The sequence below is a fragment of the Coraliomargarita parva genome, from assembly GCF_027257905.1.
Taxonomy (GTDB): domain Bacteria; phylum Verrucomicrobiota; class Verrucomicrobiia; order Opitutales; family Coraliomargaritaceae; genus Coraliomargarita_A; species Coraliomargarita_A parva.
Map to the genome: position 1 here is coordinate 214,176 of NZ_JAPZEI010000003.1, position 17,345 is coordinate 231,520.

Sequence of the window (17,345 nt, forward strand, 5' to 3'; positions counted from 1 at the left end):
GAAAGGTGAAAATTAATGGGGGACCACCCCGACCCGCAGACGGGTCACCCCTCCTCAGAGAGGAGGGGATTTTATCGCGGTCTGTGGCGTCCGCTTATTTGGCGACGCCGTAAACGCCAGCCATGGTCTTCCAGAAGTTCTTGGAGAAACCGATGTAGCTGACCATGAAGTCGGCTCCCAGGTCGGTGCGGGCCATTACGGGAGTGGCACCCAGTTCGGCGAGCTTGGCGTCGACTTTCTTGCCGCATTCACAGAAGAGCGGATAGTCGGTGTCGCCCATGGCGAGCACGGCAAATTGCTTGCCGGAAAGGTCGGCGCTGCTGGCAGCCAGTTCGTCACAGAAAGCCACACACTTCGGCGGCGGCATGCCGTCATCCCATGTGGAGATGATGACCAGGAACGGGTTGTCCAAAGTCTCGAGCTGAGCCATGCTGTATTCGGCAAGATCGATGGTGTCGACCTCAACGCCGTTTTTTTCGCCTTTTTTGGCGACTTTTTCCGCAAGGCCGCGGCAATTTCCGGTTTCGGTTCCGTAGAGAACTGTTAGTTTCATATTTGGCTCCTTATTTGTCGTGTGATTTTCTATTTTAGGTGAATAAAAATTATGCGCTGAGCGCTTCGGCCGGGGTGTGGGAATCCTTTATGCCTGCTTTCTTGGATCCGGGGCAGATGGCTGCGCCGATGTCCATTTTGGGTTTGCCCCAGAGGTAAGTTCCCTGGCCCACTCCTCCGGTCAGGCGGAAAGCTTCCACCATTTGGCGTTCGCTTTCGTGTTGCTGGATCCGGAATGCTTTTTTGAAGCTACCGGCCGGCTCGCTTGAACTGCCTTGGTGCAGAAGCTTACAGGCCATGACGATGTCGGATTCGTCGTACTGCGAGACACCCTGGATGGAGGTGATCCGGTAGAGGCTGACCTCAACGAAGGCTTCCGGCAGCATGTCGATGAGTATTTCATGACGGGCCGGGTTTAGGCTGGGATTGATCAGACGGATGATATCTGCGCTTTTCAATTCCCAGCGGAAGGGTGCGTCCGCGTTCTTGTGCTCTTGGAGAAACCGGGCGAACAGTCCGTTGGCACCGGTGAACTTGACGATTTCCTTGCGGGTGAAGTGCTTGTCCGTCTTCGTGTATAACCAGAATGCCATGGCTTATTCCTTGTTGAGGGTGATTGTGTCGAAGAGGCGTGTCAGCTCCGAGGGAGTGAGGGCACGGCCCTTGTCGGTTGCGAATTGACGTATGGCCGGCAGTACGTGTTCCGCCTGTTCCTTGCTGAGCGGACGGCCCATGTTTTGTGCGGCCGCCAGCAGTGCCTTACTGCTGCTGTGGCGCCCGATCATGTAGTCCGGACGCTGGATGCCGACCTGTTCGGGGGAAAGCACCTCATAGCTGCTCCGGTCTTCCATGAGTCCGCTGCAATGAATGCCGGACTCGTGGGTAAAACTGCCGGGGCCGGTTACCGGCTTGTCCCATTTCAGGCGACGTCCGGAGGCGCGGGCAACCAGATCGCTGAGCATGGCGAAGCGGGTGATGTCCAGTCCGAGGTCAATCGAGGCGGAACAGGCGAGCGCTGTGGCGACTTCCTCGAGAGGTGCGTTGCCGGCACGTTCACCGAGTCCGTTGACCGTGACGCTGGCGCAGTCGGCACCGGCCAGAATGGCGGCCACCGTATTGGCGGTGGCCATGCCCAGGTCGTTATGCCCGTGAAATTCGATCTCGATGTCGGTGCAGGCCCGCAGGGACTCGATTGACTTGAAGGTGCTGAGTGGGTTCAGGCGCCCGGTTGTATCCGCAAAGCGGACACGTTTGGCTCCGCAGGATTCGGCGGTTTCGGTGAAACGTTTGAGGAAATCTGCGTCTGCACGCGAGGCATCCTGTGCCCCGATGCTGAAATATTCAAAATGATCCTTCGCGTAGCCCGAGAGCGAACGCATGGTGTCGAACACCCACGACTCGTCCTTTTTCCAAATGCGTTGGTGAAGGGCGCTGGCGGGCAGGGAAAAGTGAAATCCGTGTGCGCCGGTGGCGATGGCCGCGCGGAGGTCGGATTGGCTGGCGCGTCCCCAGGTGAGGATCTTGCAGGGGAGGTTGGAGGCTGCGATGGCGCGGATATGGGCCACCTCACTGGCGCCCATGGCGGGGATGCCGACTTCGAGCTCGGGGATGCCCAGTGCGGCGAGGTCTCGGGCGATGCCGAGCTTTTCTGACAAAGCGAAAACAACGCCGGCAGCCTGTTCACCATCACGCAGCGTGGTGTCGATCAGATATGGCTTGGTTGCTTTCATGTTTTTTGGAGGTTCAGTGTGGGAGGGCGGTTGTCCTCAACCGCCTTTCGTTTCTAGATCTTTTGGATTCTCGAAGCGACTGGGGACAGTCGCCCTCCCAACTGATGTGTGATTCCTTTTAGTCCTTGATCAGGTTGGTTTCGCAGACTTCGCCGTCTTCGATGGCGTCGAGGATCTCGTCGATGAGAGCTTCGTTTGCCTTCTCGTAGAAGTTGCCGGCCGGATAGTCGATGACGACGGGGCCGCGGGTGCACATGTTCAGGCAGCCGGTCATGGAGACTTCGACGCCGTTGAGCATGCGGTCCTGGATTTCGCCCTGTGTGTAGGAAAGAAGTGCAACGGAGTCCTTGTTGCAGCAAACGCCTTTGAGTTCGCCGGTGGCACGTGCGCTTCCGCAGATGAATAGGTGGTGTTCTGGTTTGTTCATTTTATAGCTTGTTTGAGATAAATTATACGAGATACGAGATACGAGATACGAGATACGGGTGGATCAACCGCAGCCGGTGCCGTCACCGCCGCAGGACACGCCTGCGCCGCAGGACTTGAACTGGCGCTTCAGTGTGGGCGGCAGTTCTTGGCCGTGGAAGATATGGGTCAGTCCCATGTCGATCATGCCTTCCATTTCGACGACTTGGATGCCTTCCTTGGTTAGTGCTTGCTTGGGTGTGCTACCGGCAGCGTTGACGATGATTGCGCGGCAATCCTTCAGGCTGCCAGCCAGCGCTTCCCAGCGGTTTTCACGGCCACCCGGTTCCGGAGCCGGACGGGTTTCGACTTGGACGAATTCTTCCTCGTCTTCCGGATCGATGCCGAAGATCGCAAACTCGCGTGCTTCACCGAGGTGTTGGTTGACCAGCATGCCTTCGCGGGTGGCGACGGCCACGTAGGGGCGGTTTTGCTTCGGGTTGATCGGGAGGCGCGAGCAGCTTTGGATGAGCTCGTGGATGTCCTCGCTCATCGGCTCGGAAAGCTTGCCGATGGCATCGGCACGGCAGCGTGCGCAGTGCGTCATTTGGTTCATGTACTCGCCGCACTTCAGACGAAGGGCGAAACGCATCTTGGCATCCGGTTCCGGCAGGTGCTCGAAGGCGGTGTCCTTGGTCGGAAGGAGGGGGATGCAGTTCATGATGTCGGCACCGAGTTCGGAAACTGTCTTGGCAACTACCTTCAGGTGCTCGTCATTGATCCCGGGGACGATGATGGAGTTCACCTTGGCAATCATCCCATATTGCTTGATCCACTTGATCGCTTGCAGTTGCTTTTCGATCATGATCTCGCCGGCTTGTGTGCCACGGTAGATCCGAGTGTTGTCGCGGGCCCAGGCGTAGACCTTGCCGGCGATTTCCGGATCAGTGCCGTTCATTGTGATAGTCACGTGGCTGACCTTGAGTTCGGCGAGCTCCTTGACGTAGTCTTCCGTGAGGCCCAGACCGTTGGTGGAAAGGCAAAGGATCATCTTCGGGAAAGCTTCGCGGACGAGGCGGAAGGTTTCCATGGTGGCTTCCGCGTTGGCGAAAGGATCGCCCGGGCCGGCGATACCGACGACGGCGATGTCGTCGCGCTTCTCCATGATCTTTTCCAGGTAGGCGAGTGCTTGTCCGGGGGAGAGGACGGTGGAAGTCACGCCGGGCCGGCTTTCATTGACGCAGTCGAAGTCGCGGTTGCAGTAGTTGCATTGGATGTTGCACTTCGGTGCGACCGGCAGGTGGATGCGGCCGTAGGTGGAGCATGCTTCCTTGTTGAAGCAAGGATGGTTCTCCAGGTTGATGTTGTCCGGTGAAATTTCTTCTGCGTTGTTCGGTTCAGTGCTCATTTTAATTTTCCAGTTCGTGTTAAAGTTGTGTTGTTTTACAGGTAGCTGTATCCGGTATCGGAATACTCTTGTTTTGCCTCGAGGAGTGCGTTGACCACACGGTCGAAGAGCTCCTGCGTGCCGCGGTAACCGATGTTGAGTTGGCGCTGGCCCCCGATCCGGTCGTGGATGGGGAATCCGGTGCGCACAATCGGAACACCGAGTTCCCGCGCGAGGGGGTAGCCTTTGCTGGAGCCGATGACTAGGTCCGGCTTCAACTCACGGGCTCGTGCGGAAAGTTTTGCGTGGTCGGCACCGGAGATGGCTTCGATATCTGCCATGCCGCCTTCGATCTCGCTGGCCAGCAATTCGGACCAGCCCTTGACCTTGGATCCGGTGGCGCAGACAACCGGACGGATGCCGATCTCGCTGAGGAAGGCGGCCATGCCGATCACGAAGTCCGGTTCGCCGTAGATGGCTGCGGTCTTGCCCGAAACATACTTGTGGGCGTCGACGTAGGCATCGACCAGGCGGGAACGTTCCTCCTGCAGGCATTCCGGCATTTCCTGGCCGGAGATTTCAGACAGCGAGGTGAAAAATTGGTCGCTCAGGCGGATCCCCAGGGGCCAGCCCAGGGCGTGGCGGGTGACGCCGCATTCCTTTTCCAGATAGCTGCCTCCGGTTTCCTTGGCATTGGCCTGGGAATGCCCGATCTCGATGGTGGCGGCCGATGCGCCCATTTCCTCGATTTCATCGAGGGAAGTGCCTCCGGGAGAGATGCGGTGGTAGGCGTCCCAACTGCCGCCTTCGAGTGTGGCGTTGTAGTCGGGGACCAACACAGCGCTGAGTCCGTAGAGCCCGCAAAGTTCGCGCAGATGGCGAAGATCCGCGCAGGACATCATGGCCGGAAGGATGTTGACGCGGTGGCTCAGGCGTCCTTTGGATGGTTTGGCAAATTGCTTTACGACTTCACGGATGGTGGCGTAGTAGCCGTCGCTGTGGGTGCCACTGTAGGCCGGAGTCGATACGTGCACCATGGGCGGACCGTCGGATGCGTGCGTGTCCTTGTAGGTCTTGATCATGCCGATCATGTTTTCACCGATCGTCTCGGAGAGACAGGTGGTGGCCACGCCGATCAGTTCCGGCTGGTATTGGCTGATGACGTTTTCGATCCCCAGTTCAAAGTTGCGGGAGCCGCCGAAGATTGCGTCGTCTTCGCTGAAGCTGGAGGAAGCGATGTCGACCGGCTCACGGAAGTGGCTGATCATGTAGCGGCGAATGTAGGTCGCACAGCCTTGGCTGCCGTGCAGGAAGGGGAGGCAGCCGCGGATGCCTTTGAAAACCATGGCCGCACCAAGTGGAGCGCAGAGCTTGCAGGCGTTCCGGGTGGCGGCGCTGGGAAGCGGACCCTCGGTCGGTGCTCCGTCAGCGGTTGTGATATCGTTGCAGGTTCCAGTCGTCATGTCGTGTCGTCTTTCCTTTGCTTGGTTAGTGCGTGTCCGTTTCTGGTAGAGTTGGGCGTAGGGGGTGTGAACGACGGGGAGCAAATTTCCATACGGGGCTGAGCGCGCTCTTCGCGACTTCGTCGGCGAAGTGGAGCATGCCTTCGAAGCCGGCCAGCGGGATCTTCCGCTCGTGGTTGTGGTCGCAGAAGGCGACGCCGAGCTTGTAGGCGATGGGGCGTTCCTTGACGCCTCCGATGAAGAGATCGACATCCTTTTCCAGGATGAACTTGGCCAGTTCGAGCGGATTGGAGTCGTCCACGATCACGGTGCCGGGATCGCAGATTTCCTTGAGCTGCTCGTAGTCTTCGGCGTTGCCGGTTTGCGTGCCGGCGAGGACCGTCTTCATGCCCAGTGCGCGGAGGGCGAGGACCAGTGAGAAGGCCTTGAAGGCGCCACCCACATAAAGTGCGGCTTTCTTGCCCTTGAGCTGCTTCTTGTAGGCCTTGATGCGCGGTGCGTATTTCTCGATTTCCTCGCGTACCACGTTCTGGGCCTTTTCCATCATCTCCGGATCCCCGAAGAACTCGGCGGTTTCGTAGAGTGCTTGCGCGGTGTCCTCGAAGCCGAAGAAAGAGACGCGCTTCATGGGGATGCCGTGGTTGTCTTGAAGCAACTTGGAGAGGTGCGTCATCGAACCGGAGCACTGCACCAGGTTCAGCGACGCGCCATGGCAGCGGCGCAGGTCGTCGACACGGCCGTCACCCGTGATGGTGGAGACGACTTGCACGCCGATGCGCTCGAAATACTTGCGGATCATCCAGGCTTCGCCGGCGATGTTGAATTCGCCGAGCAGGTTGATGCTGTGCTTCTGGATGCCTTCGGTACTGCCGGTGCCGACCAGTTTGTAGGCGGCTTCGCAGGCGGCTTGGTAGCCGCTCTTTTTGGTACCCTTGAACCCGGGGGAGTCGACCGGGATGCAGTCGATGCCGGTTTCCTTGGTCACGGATTTGCAGATCGCCTCGACGTCGTCGCCGATCAGGCCGACGATGCAGGTCGAATAAACGAAGGCGGCCTTGGGCTTGTAGAAATTGATCAGCTCGATGAGGGAGGCCTTGAGCTTCTTTTCGCCGCCGAAGATGACTTCCTTTTCAGCCAGGTCGGTGGAGAAACTGTTACGGTGGAGTTGGGGGCCGGAGGAGAGGGCCCCGCGGATGTCCCAGTTGTACACCGCACACCCGATCGGGCCGTGTACGATGTGCAGGGCGTCGGCGATCGGATACAAGACAACGCGCGAGCCGCAGAAGGCACATGCGCGTTGTGTCACGGAACCGGCGGTGCTTTTGCGATCGCATACGAACTCCTTGCCGGATCCCTTGGTCCAGACTTGATCGTTGCGGTCGGTTAGAACCGTGATGGCATCGCCTGTAGTGACTGTATTCATTCTTGTTTGGTAGTGTTCGGTGGTTACGGGGTAGGCGTGATGTTTGGATTTAAATTGTTGTCGGGCTTCCTTTTCAAAATCACCCCGGCTCGGTTGCCGGGGTGATTGATGAAAAAGGCTTATCCGAGTTCCTTAATAATGTGCCGGTCCAGGTTGTAGATGCCGCCGGGACATTCGGCCCGCTTGCAGAGCGTGATCATCTTGGCGGCCCAGGCTTCTTCCTCGACTTGTTCGTCGATGAACTTGAGCAACATGGGTTGGCTTGCGAAATCCTTGATCTCGAGTGCGATGTCGTAGCACTGGTTGATGTTTTCCGAATTGCGGCGTTCGAGGATCTCGGCGTACTCGGCGATTTCCACCAAACCCTTGAATTCGGTCTTCGGTGCGTCCATCCCGCTCAGTGCCGGTGCAATGCCGCGGTCGAGCATGTGTTCGATGAACTTGTCGGCGTGTTCCAGTTCCTCTTCAGCTTGCTTGTTGAAGAATTCGGCGAAGCCGGCAAAGTCCTCGGCGGCGCACCAGATGGCCATGGCGCGGTAGGAGTGTGCGGCGAAAAGCTCGTGGTTGGCTTGATCAGTGAGTGCGGCTTGTAAGGAAGCGTTCATTCTATAGTTCGGAAAAATGTGTGTTTTGTATCGAGGAGTTTGTGTATGACCCGGGAACCCGTGGATGTTGATGGAGGCGTGACACGACTAGAACGCTGAACGGACTGCCACGGGCCCCGGGAATTACACATATGACTAACAAAAGACTGCAGTTTGAAATTTAAAGGGAGGGGCGGATTGCAGCACGCCGCCCCTCCCAGAATAATCAGAGAACGAGTTCGATGTTTTCGTCGGCGTCTTCGCGGTCGCGCTTGTCGAAGAACGCATCGGTGATCTTTTCGACCAGGCGCATTGCACCGGTGTATCCCAGAGTCGGGAAGGCACGGTGGCCGACGCGGTCCATGATCGGGAAGCCGAAGCGGACGAAGGGAAGTTTCTCTGTCTTGGCGACAAACTTGCCGTAGGTGTTACCCATGAGCAGGTCGACCGGGTTGGCCTTGATCCACTGGTGGAGGTAGTGGATGTCGCTGAAGGCGTGCACTTCGACGTCTTCGTTGACCGGTGCGCAGATCTCCTTGATCTTTGCTTCCCACTTCTTGCCGGGAGTACCGGTGACGATGATGGACGGAGTCATGCCGATTTCGACGAGGAAGCTCACCATGCTGGTGAGGTGATCCGGATCACCGAAGATCGCTACCTTCTTGTTGTGGAGGTATTGCGACATGTCGCTGATCATATCGACGAGGCGGCCGCGCTCACGTTCGAGTTCCTTCGGCACGCTGGTGTCACCAGCCAGGCGAAGGGCGTCGATGAAGGCGTCAGTTGCGCTCACACCGATCGGAAGCTCGAGGATCTTGTTCGGGACCTTGCACTTCTTCTCGAGTTGAACGGCAGCCGGAGTGCTGGCGAGCGGTCCGAGACCCAGTGTCAGGAAGCTGTCACCCATGGCCTTCAGATCGGCAATCTTGGTGCCGCCGTCCGGATACATTTGGTATTTGCCGTCCATCGCGCTGTCGAGCACGTCGGAAGTATCCGGAGCCATGATGAATTCAACACCGACCATGGAGGCCAGGCGCTTGAGTTCACGCATGTCAGCCGGCTCCACCCATCCCGGGAAGAGGTTCATGACATTCTTGGTCTCACCGGTGGATTCGGACAGATACTTCACGAATGCTTCGCATTGGTTTGCGAATCCGGTGATGTGGCTGCCGACGAAGCTCGGTGTGTTGGCATGGATGACCATCTTGCCTTCGGGGATGATGCCATCCTCAACAGACTTCTTGATGATCATCGGAATGTCATCACCGATCACCTCAGAGAGGCAAGTGGTGTGCACGGCGACGATTTCCGGATCATAGATCGAGAAAATGTTGTCGAGTGCGGTCTTGAGGTTGGCCATGCCGCCGAAAACGGAGGCACCTTCGGTGAAGGAGCTGGTCGTGGCAACGACGGGTTCCTTGTAGTGGCGGGTCAAGTGGCTGCGGTGATAGGCGCAGCAACCTTGAGAACCGTGCGAGTGCGGCATGCACTTGTTGATGCCGAGTGCGGCATACATGGCTCCGATCGGTTGGCAAGTTTTTGCCGGATTAATGCGGAGTGCCTTGCGCTCGCGGATTTCTGCTGTGGTTCCTTCTAACATTATAAGAGTTCTCCAGTTAAAGGTTTTCGATTAAACGGTTGCTGTTTCAGCGACCGGTTCTGCGCTGGTGTCTTCGTCGGACTGCCAGGGAGCGCGGGCCAGCTTCCAGATCTTGGAAGAAGTCATGCGGTCGATTTCCTTGAAGAAGTTGATCGCACCCTTGAAGCCGGCGTATGGGCCACCGTAGTCGTAGGAGTGGAGCTGCTTACAAGGCACGCCCATCTTTTCGATTACGTATTTGTCCTTCACGCCGGAACCGATGACGTCGGGCTTGTAGAGCTCGATCAGTTTCTCCAACTCGTGGTGGGAGATGTCGTCGATCACCAGTGTGTCCTTGGCCATTTGGCGCATCATGCCTTCGTAGTCGCTGAAGGTGAATCCGCTCTCTTCGAGGGCCTTCTTGCGATCGGCATGGCTCATGTTGTAGCGCTCCGGATCGGCTTCGACTTCGATTTCTTCGATGTTACGGCTGTCGGCGTCGATCTTGATGTTCGGAAGAACGTCGCGGCCTTCGTAGTCGTCGCGGTGAGCGAACTCGTAACCGGCGGCGATCACCTTCATGCCCATATCATTGAACAGGTCTTGATAGTGGTGAGCGCGGCTACCACCCACGAAGAGGGCAGCGGTCTTGCCGGTTGTGCGGGTCTTCACATCTTCGACAACCGGGCGAACCTCGGCCATTTCAGCGGCGATGACTTCTTCAACACGGTCAATCAGTTCCTTTTCGCCGAAGTATTGGGCGATCTTGCGGAGCGACTTCTTCGTGCCTTCGAGTCCGATGAAGTTGACCTTGAACCAGGGGATACCGAACTTGGTTTCCATCATCTCGGCCATGTAGTTGATCGAGCGGTGGCACATGACGACGTTGAGGTCGGCCATGTGGCAGTTCGTGATATCATCGTAGCTGACGCCACCGGAAAGGGTGCCGATGATCTTGATGCCGCAGCGGGCGAAGATACGGTCGATTTCCCAAGCGTCACCACCGATGTTGTATTCACCGAGGATGTTGATCTTGTATTTGGCTTCGACCGGAGTGTCGTCGACACCGATCATGTGCTTGAACACACCATTATTGGCGATGTGGTGACCCGCGGACTGGGACACACCCTTGTAGCCTTCGCAGGAGAAGCCGAACACGTTGATGCCAAGCTTTTCCTTCATCTTGCGGCAGACGGAGTGGATGTCGTCACCGATCAGACCGACCGGGCAGGTGGCATACACCGAGATCGCCTTGGGCTTGAATTCGTCGTAAGCTTCTTGGATCGCAGCTTCGAGTTGCTTCTCACCGCCGAAGACGATGTGGTCTTCCTGCATGTCGGTGGACATGCTGTATTGAAGGTAATTGGTTTCACCTTCCTTGCGGATCTTGTTCATGTTACGGCGGGACAACCAGCTATACCAGCCACAGCCGATCGGGCCGTGAGTGATGTGGAGGACGTCGTAGATCGGACCGATCACCACACCCTTACAGCCAGCGTAGGAGCAGCCGCGTTGGGTGATGATGCCGGGAACAGTGCGGCTATTCGCACCGATTTCAGCAGGTGTGCCAGGGTCGGAGTTGACAAGCATTTGCTTGCCGCGCTTCCGCATGGTCTTCTTGGGATAGACCTCGAGCATTTGCTCGCGGGCTTCCGCTGCGCTAGGACCGTTCGGGCCCATTGGCGAATCAGATTTGTTTTCTTCGGACATTATACGAGAAAGTTGAATTTTCGGATCGGAAAGGATGAATGAGGGCCGGGGGCCTGCTGATCAGAGCAAAGTCGCCCCGACCCTCATGAGATTGGATGGCTTAGTTGAAGAGACCGTATTCCATGAGGAGCTTCTCAAGCTCGTCGATGGAGAGCGGTGTCGGGATGACCTTCAGCTCATTGGCGTCGATGTTCTTGGCCAGAGTGCGGTATTCGTTGGCTTGAGGGCAGTCCGGATTCCAGTCGATCACGGTCTTACGGTTGATCTCAGCGCGCTGCACGTCGTTGTCGCGCGGCACGAAGTGGATCATTTGAGTGCCCAGGCGCTTGGCGAATTCCTGAATCATTTCGGATTCACGGTCGCAGTTACGGCTGTTGCAGATGAGGCCGCCGAGACGGACTACACCGGTTTCAGCGAACTTCAGGATGCCCTTACAGATGTTGTTGGCAGCATACATGGCCATCATTTCGCCGGAGCAAACGATGTAGATTTCTTCAGCCTTACCTTCACGGATCGGCATCGCGAAACCACCGCAAACCACGTCACCCAGAACGTCGTAGAAAACGTAATCGAGTTCGTTTTCTTCGTCGTAGGCGCCGAGTTGCTCGAGCATGTTGATGGAGGTGATGATACCGCGGCCTGCGCAACCAACGCCGGGCTCAGGACCACCGGATTCCACACAGAGGCTGTTGCAGAAACCGCCGGCGCGGATGTCTTCCAGTTCGACGTCTTCACCTTCTTCGCGAAGGGTGTCGAGCACGGAACGTTGAGCCAGGCCGCCAAGAAGGAGGCGAGTCGAGTCAGCCTTCGGGTCGCAGCCGACGACCATCACCTTCTTGCCCATTTCGGCAAGTGCAGCGACAGTGTTTTGTGTTGTAGTGGATTTACCGATACCGCCTTTACCATAGATGGCGACTTTACGCATTGCCTTCTCGGCAATCTTTTCGGTGGTGGGTGCTTCTGCTGTTGATACCATTTTCGAGTCCTTGTTTAATGTTCGAGTTGTGAGAGGTTACTCGCCGGCACATATAACAAGGCGCGTGCCAACTGATTTTGCACTTTTGTAAGCACTTGCAGGGCAGTAGGATAAAAAATCTAAAATTTTCGACCGCGATTTTGGCCCCGATTTAGCCCCCGATTTGAGACCCGGATTCCTACATTTGTGGCGTCGCGTAGGCCATAATCCTACATTTTTGTAGGATTTTATTGGATTAGTATAACTTATGGGAAATTTTAGGTGGTACGCTGCCGGACTTTGCTTTATCGTACCTTCTTATGCAGGGGGTTCGCCGCGCTACTAATACCCGGGTCTTCGTGGTATGATCCTTGTGTTTATGCGGCCTCCGAGCCCAAGTAGGCACTTTTTAAGCTATATAAAGCACAATGGTAGAAGAGAGGAGAGCATGTAATGTAGGGGAGTGCACCCTGGCAGTCGAGGGGCCTTCACTGGAGATTCTGGACCGGACGATCGGAGTGAACTGCCGGTCGGTTCAGGAATTGAGTCTCTTATTCGCGGTCAGCCAGACCTTGGAGAAGAGCTTTGACCTGACGGACATCGTAAAGCCGGTTTTGGGACGGCTGCGTGACATGATGGGAATGGAGCGTGGTACGATCGCGATTGTGAACCGGGATGACGGCAGTATTATACTGTCCGAGGCGATTGGTTTGCCGCGGGAGGTGCCCGCGTCCAAGTACCTGCAATTGGTCCGGACGCACCTTGAGCGGACAATCGAGAAGGCCGAGCCGGTAATCGTGCCGAAATTCCTGGATTGGATCCGTGAGAATAGCCGGGATGAGGATATCGCGGAACAATTGCACCTGCAGCCCGGCACGGGCCTGATCAGTGTGCCGATGAAGCTGGGCGACGAAATTGTCGGGACTTTGAGTGTAGAGCGTCCGCACAACCCGCGGCTGGGCTGGGAGGCCGACCTCCGTCTGCTTTCCATGATTTCTTCCATTATCGCCCAGGCGGCCCGCCTGCGGCAGGATGCGGCCGAGCAGATACACAGCCTGCGTGAGGAGAACAACCGCTTGCAGGAGGAAATTGCCCACGATTTCCGTCCCAAGGACATTATCGGGACGGCCAACTCGATGCGCTCGGTCTATTACCACATTGAGCAGGTGGCGCAGAGTGTGACCACGGTCCTGATTCGCGGGGAAAGCGGCACGGGGAAGGAGCTGGTGGCCAAGGCCCTCCATGACAAGAGCGACCGCAAGAACAAGCCCTTTGTTAAATTCAACTGTGCGGCCCTGCCGGATTCGATCATTGAGAGCGAGCTTTTCGGGCACGAGAAAGGCGCCTTCACCGGTGCGCTTTCGATGCGGAAGGGGCGTTTCGAGCTGGCTGCGGGCGGCACCATTTTCCTGGACGAGATCGGTGACGTTTCGCCGGCCACCCAGGTGAAATTGCTGCGCGTCCTGCAGGAGAAGGAATTTGAGCGGGTCGGCAGCCAGGAGACCCAGCGGGTGGATGTGCGCGTTCTCGCAGCCACCAGCCGCAACCTCGAGGAAATGATGGCGCGGGGCACGTTCCGGGAGGACTTGTATTACCGCCTCAACGTCTTTCCCATCTATATGCCTCCGTTACGGGAGCGTAAATGCGACATCCTGCTGCTGGCGGACCATTTCATTGAGAAATACGCCCGTCGCCAAGGGGTGAAGCCGGTCCGTATTTCCTCGGCCGCGATCGACTTGCTGGTCAGCTATCACTGGCCGGGGAATGTGCGTGAGCTGGAAAACTGCATCGAACGTGCGGTCTTGCTGGCCAAGGGACAGTCGATCAAGGCGCACCACCTGCCGCCGACCCTGCAAATGAAGTCGCCGTTGGAGGTTAACGACTACGCCACGCTTGAAGAGTCCATTGAGGCGCTTGAGCGCGAGTTGATTGTCGACGCCTTGAAGGATACCGGCAGCAACATGGCGGAAGCCGCGCGCCGTCTCGGTCTGACGGAGCGGAAGATGGGGCTTCGGGTCAAGAAGTACGATATCGACCTGACGCGGTTCAAGTAGTGCGCCTGTGCTTCAGGAAAAGGGGTATTATTTGCTCTCCATCTCCGCCTTTGCTAGCAGGTAGAGTTCGCGGCTGATCCACGCGTCGGTGGCGGCGTAGCGCACTTGCTTGTCGTCAAGTTCGGCGCGGGCCCAGTTGGACACCTGTGCCGCTTTGCTGATCCGGCCTCCCATGAGGAGGGCTGCGAGGGGCCGCAGACCCCGGTTCTCATAGCCGAGTTTTACGGTCAGTTCCGTAATCTCGGCGAATCCGGCGGGTGTAAAGTCTTCCACCGCACGCAGTTCCTTGACGTCGTCCTTGATCGCCACTCCGGACTTTATGATGTCCGGGGATTCGAGGATCGGCAGGAGCGGGGCGAGCGTATTCGTTTTATTGATACGAAATAGGTAGACCGTTTTCTGGGTCGCCAGCTGGATCAGGGCGGGCGGGTAGTATTCGCCCTTCCGGAAGCTGGGGCGCGTCTCGGTGTCGAATCCAAGGTGCGTTTCGTTCTCCAGGCGGGCTACCGCGTCTGCCATGGCCTCGGCGGTTTCCAGGATTTCAACCGGGCCATCCCACCCGATCATGGGCAACTCGTTGATTTCCGCTTTGGAGATGCGTTTTTGCTTCGTCGATGTGTCCAGTGAATCAGGCATTCTTAACTGTGTTTGGGATTCAGGCCTCCAGGATCATTCCGTCGTAAGCGATATGGATCGACCCGGGATAGCATGCCTCCTGTCCCGGTGCGATTCTCGCATTGAAATCCCGGCAGTACTCCCGGGCGTCCGCGTTCATTTCCTCAATTTCGCTGTCTGAGTGGGCCGGTTCGTGATGAAAGACTGCCAACTTGCCAACTTTTGCCCGGGCACCGAGCTCGACCGCCGTCATATGGTCGGAGTGTCCCCAGTGGCGCTTCTCGTTGGTGGCTTGCTCAAAGGTGTATTGCCCGTCGAAAATGAGCACATTCGCGTTTTTGAAAAATGCGACGAAGGGGTAGTCGGGTTCCCTGGCGTCCGGGCCGTGCTCCGAATCGGACGAATAGACGATGGACTTGCCGTTTTCTTCGAAGCGGTAGCCCCAGGAGTCGCCCGGATGCTGTTGCTTGATGGTCGAAACCTGGACGTCATCGACCTGGAAGCCGGCACCGTCCGTACGGATATCGAACTCGATGTCGGCCTGCATGGTCTCAAAGGGGACGGGAAAGCATGGGGGCGCCATTTGGGAGCGGATGGCCTGTTCGGTCTCGTGATGAAAGCCGTGAAAAATGATGCGGTTCCCGGCGTGGTAGGCCGGCATGAAAAAGGGGAAGCCCTGGATATGGTCCCAGTGCAGGTGGGAAATGAAGATATGGTAGGTGTGGGGCACCGTCGGGTCGACGGTCAATGCATAGTCCCGAATGCCGGTACCGGCATCGCAGAGGATGACTTCTTCACCGGTATGGACGATTTGTACGCAGGAAGTGTTTGCCTTGTAGGTGCCGGTTGCGCTGTGGGGCAAGCCGTCCAGGAAGCGGTCGACCTCGTCCTCCGTCGCGAAACGCTCCTTGCGTGCGGCCCATAGCGCCGACTTGACCTTGCGGCGAATAGTCGCCGAGGAGGCCGGGGACGGAAGGGAGCCGCAGGAGCCCCATATGACAGCTTGCATACTCAATTTGAACTGGGGATTATTCGTTTCGTTGGAATTGAGTCAAAACAAAGGCGGGATGGGAAATCTAGGGTTATCGATTGGCGGGTTGGGCTCATCTCTCCACAAGTGAATGGCAATCAAGAGACTGTGAATGGGCGCTTTTGGCAACCGGATTTTCCCTCCACCCGTACGGATACCCGTTTTTTTACGAATCTGTGCGCTTCCGGAGCCGGAAGAAGCCTTGCTAAAACTGGAGCGGGGGACGTTTGGCTTTTCGGCGGATCCACACGATCGGACGCTCGATGGCCCGCTTCCGGATGAGTTTCTGCTCGAGCTTCCGTTTTCCGGGGAAGTCGATCAGGCTGCTCCCCAGGAAAATGGTGAGGAGTCCCTGGCCGGGGAGGAAGAGCATGGCGATGCCGCCGAGCAAGAGCACCGCGCCCAGCAGGTTTTTGAGTAGCCGCCCGACCAGGCGGATCGGGCGCAGTTCCTTCAGCCCGACCGGCTCCCTTTGAAAATAATCGGCCGGCATGTAGGCGATGACCAGGGGCAGGATCACGAGCGATGCGAGAAAGGTGACCAGACTTACCACTGCGAGTCCGGCCAGTAGCCATTCGGTCTGGCTGAGGGCGGCAAATGTGGGAAGCGGTGGCATTGGCGATTCTGGGAATGAAAAGGTGCGATTCCGGCCTCAGGAGCCTTCCGGGAAGTAGCCTTCCTCCCGGCTGAGCCCGAGTGTGACGGTCAGGTTCAAGAAGGTGATCTCGCCCATCGACTGGCAGAGCAGGAAGCGGAAGTCCTTGTGCATTTCCGCCAGTTCCTTGCGCAGTTGATGGGTCTTTTCCGTGCTGGAGATCTGGTCGGCGCACATGCAGTGACGGATGTGGTGGACACGCTCGAGGGCGAAGTTCAGGCGTCGTTTGATCAGGGTGCGCTCCTCGCGCTGGTACTGGCGGCTGGTTTCGATATTGATCAGGTCGGTGCAGAGCTTCACTACCGGCAGGTTGTTTTTAAAGAACTGCGGCAGGTAGAGGGTGCGGCGGCCCTCGTAGCTCTGCTGGTCGAAGTCGATGGCCCGCACGCGGTACTGGTTCTGCTCGAAGTCGGGCGTGACCTCGACCACGTAATTGTAGGCCCGCATGTCGCCCAGCAGGCGCACGAAGCAGCGCTCGTTGAACTTGATGAATTCCTTGGCCAGACGCACCTCGTGCAGGTCGGGGCGGGGCAGGTATTCCCGGATGAAATCGTCGCCCGGCACCCCGATGATGTGCTCCTCGATCAGGGTGTCCCCGTGGACCAGGAAATTGATGTGGTTGGGCGACAACAGCTCCTCCAGTTCCAGCCCGTAGATCCGGGAGGCGTCGGCCTTCTTGACGTAGAAATAGTCGTGGTTGTCGTTGTACTGGTTCACCACCCGCACCCGCATCGGCTTGGTGTTGCCGAATGTGCAGAAATCGACCCGGTCAATGTAGAGATTGGGCAGGATCGACTCGTCGCCGCCGGAACGGAGGATCACATAGATCCGCTTCAAGCCGTCGTAGATCTCACGCCCGCGCTGCTGTTCGAAAATGAGCGTCTGCCAGAGCGTGTCCTCACCGTCCTTGTTCATCAGGGGGAAGGAATCCTGGTAGTCCAGCAGGTCCTCGTAGGTCACCGGCAATTCCATCGCCCGGTCGTACTCGCTGAGGTACTCGCGGAAGAGCCCGTTGATGGGGAAGAATTGTTTACGTTGTTGGGTCGCGACGGCTTGCATGTGAAGATTTACAGGATGGACGCCGATGCCGGACGGTCCAATCCTGAATTTTTAAACGCCTCATTTTCAGCGGTATTTGTGCCATCCGGGGGCGCCGGCGGGTGAAATATTCGATTTTAAGGTTGAACGAATCTGAAGTTCCGA

The 17,345-nt window shown here is 57.5% G+C and carries 16 protein-coding genes; 1 reads left to right on the forward strand and 15 read right to left on the reverse strand.

From position 1 onward, the window contains the following. Nucleotides 1–94 precede the first annotated feature (94 nt). From O2597_RS05375 to nifH, 11 genes are all read right to left on the reverse strand, one after another. Nucleotides 95–553 carry a flavodoxin family protein gene (locus tag O2597_RS05375; protein WP_269523175.1) on the reverse strand — a complete coding sequence of 153 codons (459 nt, stop codon included), beginning with the start codon at nucleotides 551–553 and terminating at the stop codon, nucleotides 95–97. Between the two features lie 49 nt (nucleotides 554–602). Further along, entirely contained in the window at nucleotides 603–1,145 is a 543-nt protein-coding gene (locus O2597_RS05380) for a hypothetical protein (RefSeq protein WP_269523176.1), read from the reverse strand. 3 nt (nucleotides 1,146–1,148) lie between these two features. Next, nucleotides 1,149–2,282: a homocitrate synthase/isopropylmalate synthase family protein gene (locus tag O2597_RS05385; protein ID WP_269523177.1), complete on the reverse strand. Its 1,134-nt coding sequence runs from the start codon at nucleotides 2,280–2,282 to the stop codon at nucleotides 1,149–1,151. 118 nt (nucleotides 2,283–2,400) lie between these two features. Further along, a complete protein-coding gene (locus tag O2597_RS05390) occupies nucleotides 2,401–2,709 on the reverse strand; it encodes a (2Fe-2S) ferredoxin domain-containing protein (RefSeq protein ID WP_269523178.1) in 309 nt (102 codons plus the stop codon). Nucleotides 2,710–2,772: 63 nt separating this feature from the next. Continuing rightward, a complete protein-coding gene (locus tag O2597_RS05395; protein ID WP_269523179.1) occupies nucleotides 2,773–4,095 on the reverse strand; it encodes a radical SAM protein in 1,323 nt (440 codons plus the stop codon). Nucleotides 4,096–4,130: 35 nt separating this feature from the next. Then, on the reverse strand, nucleotides 4,131–5,537 hold the full coding sequence (locus O2597_RS05400; protein ID WP_269523180.1) for a nitrogenase component 1: 1,407 nt from the start codon (nucleotides 5,535–5,537) through the stop codon (nucleotides 4,131–4,133). Between the two features lie 25 nt (nucleotides 5,538–5,562). Continuing rightward, nucleotides 5,563–6,960, reverse strand: coding sequence for a nitrogenase iron-molybdenum cofactor biosynthesis protein NifE (gene nifE, locus O2597_RS05405; protein WP_269523181.1), 1,398 nt, complete (start codon nucleotides 6,958–6,960; stop codon nucleotides 5,563–5,565). 119 nt (nucleotides 6,961–7,079) lie between these two features. Next, entirely contained in the window at nucleotides 7,080–7,565 is a 486-nt protein-coding gene (locus tag O2597_RS05410) for a ferritin (protein WP_269523182.1), read from the reverse strand. Between the two features lie 205 nt (nucleotides 7,566–7,770). Next, nucleotides 7,771–9,147: a nitrogenase molybdenum-iron protein subunit beta gene (nifK, locus tag O2597_RS05415; RefSeq protein WP_345783001.1), complete on the reverse strand. Its 1,377-nt coding sequence runs from the start codon at nucleotides 9,145–9,147 to the stop codon at nucleotides 7,771–7,773. A 27-nt stretch (nucleotides 9,148–9,174) separates the two neighbouring features. Continuing rightward, nucleotides 9,175–10,833 carry a nitrogenase molybdenum-iron protein alpha chain gene (gene nifD, locus O2597_RS05420; protein ID WP_269523186.1) on the reverse strand — a complete coding sequence of 553 codons (1,659 nt, stop codon included), beginning with the start codon at nucleotides 10,831–10,833 and terminating at the stop codon, nucleotides 9,175–9,177. Nucleotides 10,834–10,933: 100 nt separating this feature from the next. After that, on the reverse strand, nucleotides 10,934–11,758 hold the full coding sequence (gene nifH / locus O2597_RS05425; protein ID WP_345783003.1) for a nitrogenase iron protein: 825 nt from the start codon (nucleotides 11,756–11,758) through the stop codon (nucleotides 10,934–10,936). 458 nt (nucleotides 11,759–12,216) lie between these two features. Between nifH and O2597_RS05430 the strand changes: the two genes are divergently transcribed. After that, nucleotides 12,217–13,842, forward strand: a complete 1,626-nt coding sequence (locus tag O2597_RS05430; protein ID WP_269523190.1) for a sigma 54-interacting transcriptional regulator — start codon at nucleotides 12,217–12,219, stop codon at nucleotides 13,840–13,842. 27 nt (nucleotides 13,843–13,869) lie between these two features. Here the strand turns inward: O2597_RS05430 and O2597_RS05435 are convergent, their stop codons facing one another. The 4 genes from O2597_RS05435 to O2597_RS05450 all read right to left on the reverse strand — a co-directional run bounded on the left by O2597_RS05435 (nucleotide 13,870) and on the right by O2597_RS05450 (nucleotide 17,201). Next, nucleotides 13,870–14,478 (reverse strand): 3'-5' exonuclease, encoded by a 609-nt coding sequence (locus O2597_RS05435; RefSeq protein WP_269523192.1) that lies wholly within the window; start codon nucleotides 14,476–14,478, stop codon nucleotides 13,870–13,872. Nucleotides 14,479–14,497: 19 nt separating this feature from the next. Further along, nucleotides 14,498–15,466: an MBL fold metallo-hydrolase gene (locus O2597_RS05440; RefSeq protein ID WP_269523194.1), complete on the reverse strand. Its 969-nt coding sequence runs from the start codon at nucleotides 15,464–15,466 to the stop codon at nucleotides 14,498–14,500. Nucleotides 15,467–15,692: 226 nt separating this feature from the next. Then, a complete protein-coding gene (locus O2597_RS05445; protein ID WP_269523196.1) occupies nucleotides 15,693–16,103 on the reverse strand; it encodes a PGPGW domain-containing protein in 411 nt (136 codons plus the stop codon). Nucleotides 16,104–16,139: 36 nt separating this feature from the next. Next, nucleotides 16,140–17,201, reverse strand: a complete 1,062-nt coding sequence (locus O2597_RS05450; RefSeq protein ID WP_269523198.1) for a hypothetical protein — start codon at nucleotides 17,199–17,201, stop codon at nucleotides 16,140–16,142. Between the last annotated feature and the right edge of the window lie 144 nt (nucleotides 17,202–17,345).

Coding starts and splice junctions, on each gene's coding strand:
- O2597_RS05375 (WP_269523175.1), bottom strand. CDS start 553: ATGAAACTAACAGTTCTCTACGGAACCGAAACCGGAAATTGCCGCGGC.
- O2597_RS05440 (WP_269523194.1), bottom strand. CDS start 15,466: ATGCAAGCTGTCATATGGGGCTCCTGCGGCTCCCTTCCGTCCCCGGCC.
- O2597_RS05435 (WP_269523192.1), bottom strand. CDS start 14,478: ATGCCTGATTCACTGGACACATCGACGAAGCAAAAACGCATCTCCAAA.
- O2597_RS05450 (WP_269523198.1), bottom strand. CDS start 17,201: ATGCAAGCCGTCGCGACCCAACAACGTAAACAATTCTTCCCCATCAAC.
- O2597_RS05385 (WP_269523177.1), bottom strand. CDS start 2,282: ATGAAAGCAACCAAGCCATATCTGATCGACACCACGCTGCGTGATGGT.
- O2597_RS05445 (WP_269523196.1), bottom strand. CDS start 16,103: ATGCCACCGCTTCCCACATTTGCCGCCCTCAGCCAGACCGAATGGCTA.
- O2597_RS05390 (WP_269523178.1), bottom strand. CDS start 2,709: ATGAACAAACCAGAACACCACCTATTCATCTGCGGAAGCGCACGTGCC.
- nifD (WP_269523186.1), bottom strand. CDS start 10,833: ATGTCCGAAGAAAACAAATCTGATTCGCCAATGGGCCCGAACGGTCCT.
- O2597_RS05380 (WP_269523176.1), bottom strand. CDS start 1,145: ATGGCATTCTGGTTATACACGAAGACGGACAAGCACTTCACCCGCAAG.
- O2597_RS05395 (WP_269523179.1), bottom strand. CDS start 4,095: ATGAGCACTGAACCGAACAACGCAGAAGAAATTTCACCGGACAACATC.
- O2597_RS05410 (WP_269523182.1), bottom strand. CDS start 7,565: ATGAACGCTTCCTTACAAGCCGCACTCACTGATCAAGCCAACCACGAG.
- O2597_RS05400 (WP_269523180.1), bottom strand. CDS start 5,537: ATGACGACTGGAACCTGCAACGATATCACAACCGCTGACGGAGCACCG.
- nifE (WP_269523181.1), bottom strand. CDS start 6,960: ATGAATACAGTCACTACAGGCGATGCCATCACGGTTCTAACCGACCGC.
- O2597_RS05430 (WP_269523190.1), top strand. CDS start 12,217: ATGGTAGAAGAGAGGAGAGCATGTAATGTAGGGGAGTGCACCCTGGCA.
- nifH (WP_345783003.1), bottom strand. CDS start 11,758: ATGCGTAAAGTCGCCATCTATGGTAAAGGCGGTATCGGTAAATCCACT.